This window comes from Actinomycetota bacterium (genome assembly GCA_035536535.1).
In the GTDB taxonomy this organism is placed as follows: Bacteria; Actinomycetota; JAICYB01; order JAICYB01; family JAICYB01; genus DATLNZ01.
In genome coordinates, this window is sequence record DATLNZ010000008.1 from 1 (window position 1) to 2,427 (window position 2,427).

Consider the following 2,427-nt stretch of genomic DNA (forward strand, 5'->3'; position numbering starts at 1 on the left):
CGGGGGCCGGCCCCCCACTTCGTCGAGTACGTGAGACGCGAAGCTCTGGGGCTGCAGGAGCTGGGCGGGGACCCAGCAAGCCGCGCCAGGCTCGTCAACGTCACCGGAGGCCTCAAGGTCGAGACGACGCTGGACCGCAAAGCCACGGACGCCGCTACCCAGGCGGCCCAGCGGCACCTGGGCGACCCCGGCGATCCCACCGTTGGCATCGCGTCCGTCCAGCCCGGAGACGGCGCCATCCGCGTGCTGTTTGGCGGACTGGACCCCAACCTGTCCTTTGACGTCGCCAGCCAGGGACGGCGTCCACCCGGGTCATCGTTCAAGCCCTACGTCTACCTCGCTTCGCTGGACAAGGGGATCGACCCCCGCTCGCTGATGGACGCGACCTCGCCCACCACCCTGCGCTGCGCCGGAGAGGATTGGCCGGTCAACAACTACGAGGGCGAGGGCTCGGGACAGGTGACGGTCGACGAAGGGATGACGCGCTCGGTCAACGTCGTGTTCGCGCGGCTGATGCAGGAGGTGGGTCCTCCTTCAGTACGCGACGTGGCCGTGAAGGCGGGATACGCGCGCGAGGAGATCAACCCGCCACGCTGCGCGATGGCGCTCGGCGCCCTTGCGCACGGGGTGACCCCCCTGGAGCACGCGGCCGCATACGCCACGTTCGCCGACCGGGGCAACTTCGCCCCGCCGTACTCGATCACGAAGGTCACGGACCGTGGGGGCCGCGTGCTGTTCCAGCGCAGGGAGCGCAAGACTCGCCGCGCCTACGACGAGAAGAAGGTGGGCGTCCTGAACGGAGCGCTGCAGACGGTCGTCCAGCGAGGCACGGGCAGGGCGGCCGACATCGGACGTCCGGTGGCAGGCAAGACGGGGACCACCGACGACTACGGCAACGCGTGGTTCGCCGGGTACGTCCCGCAGCTGTCGACCGCGGTCTGGGTCGGGTATCCGCAGGGGGACGTCCCTATGACCGACGTCCACGGGATCCGGGTGGCGGGTGGAACGTTCCCGGCCCGGATCTTCAGCGACTTCATGCGCCGAGCCTTGGCGGGGGTCCCGGTCAAGCCGATCTACACCGTGTCGCCGGACGAGCTGGGCCTGAAGATGCTCGGCGCCACACCCACACCGTCGCCCTCACCTACTCCGTCGCCGAGCCCGACCCCCACGCCGCTTCCGAGCCTGGCGCCCCCGACCATCCCCGCACGTACGCTGGCGCCCCCGACCACACCGCGTCCGACGCCCCGTCCCACGGCGTCGCCTTCGCCGACCCCGACTCCGACGCCCACGCCGCGGCCACAGTCGGCCGAACAAAGGGAGCCGGGACCCGGTCCCTAGGCAGGCTCACCCGCGTCCTGGACGACCCGTGATCCTGCGGGGTCAGGCGGGCGACAGTCCGGGCTTGGGCCTGGGACTTTTCGGGGCCAGCCGCCTGGACCGGGACACCGGAGGCTTGGGGAAAGCTTCCTCCTCGATCAGCTGCCCCCGTGCTCCCTGTGCCTTCGGGTGGCCGTCGAAGATGGCCTCCAGTTCATCGACGTCCACCGTCTCCTTTTCCATCAACTTCGCCACGACGCCGTCCAGCACCGCCCTGTGCTTACGGATTAGGCCCTTAGCCTGGTCGTACGCCCGGTCGATGATGGCGCGCGTCTCGGCGTCGATCTCAGCGGCGACGGTGTCGGAGTAGTCGGGATGCGACGAGAAGTCGCGTCCCAGAAAGACATTGTCGTGCTTCTGCCCCAACGCCATCGGGCCCAGAGGCGACATCCCGTACTCGCAGACCATCTGGCGTGCGATCTTCGTACACCGGTCGATATCGTCCTGGGCGCCTGTCGTCACGTCGCCGAACACGACCTCCTCCGCCGCACGTCCGCCGAGCATCACCGCCAGCTCGTCGGTCAGCTCAGCCTTCGTCACGAGGTAGCGGTCCTCGGTGGGAAGCGTCAGCGTGTAGCCCAGAGCCCTGCCACGCGGGACGATCGTGACCTTGTGGACCGGGTGCGCGTGAGGAAGCATGTGGGCCACAAGCGCGTGCCCCGCCTCGTGGTAGGCGATGATCCGCTTTTCCTCGGCCGTGATCAGACGCGACCTGCGCTCCGGCCCCGCCACCACCCGGTCTATGGCGTCTTCGAGCTCCAGAGTGGTGATGTCCTTGCGCTTTCGGCGCGCCGACAGAAGCGCCGCCTCGTTCACGACGTTTGCGAGATCTGCGCCTGTGAACCCGGGAGTGCGGCGGGCGACCACCTCCAGGTCGACGTCCTTGGCGACGGGCTTGTCGCGCGTGTGGACCTTGAGGATCGCCAGCCGGCCGGTGAGGTCCGGACGGTCAACCACGATCTGACGGTCGAAACGGCCCGGACGAAGCAATGCGGGGTCCAGGATGTCCGGGCGGTTGGTGGCGGCGATCAGCACGACCCCCGTCCTCGA

The 2,427-nt window shown here is 69.1% G+C and carries 2 protein-coding genes; one reads left to right on the forward strand and one right to left on the reverse strand.

What is annotated here, in order from left to right; all coding sequences use genetic code 11:
* A partial coding sequence (locus tag VNE62_00810; protein HVE90831.1) for a penicillin-binding transpeptidase domain-containing protein occupies positions 1–1,338 on the forward strand: 1,338 nt, incomplete at its 5' end.
* A 42-nt stretch (positions 1,339–1,380) separates the two neighbouring features.
* Here the strand turns inward: VNE62_00810 and VNE62_00815 are convergent.
* A partial coding sequence (locus VNE62_00815; GenBank protein ID HVE90832.1) for an AAA family ATPase occupies positions 1,381–2,427 on the reverse strand: 1,047 nt, incomplete at its 5' end.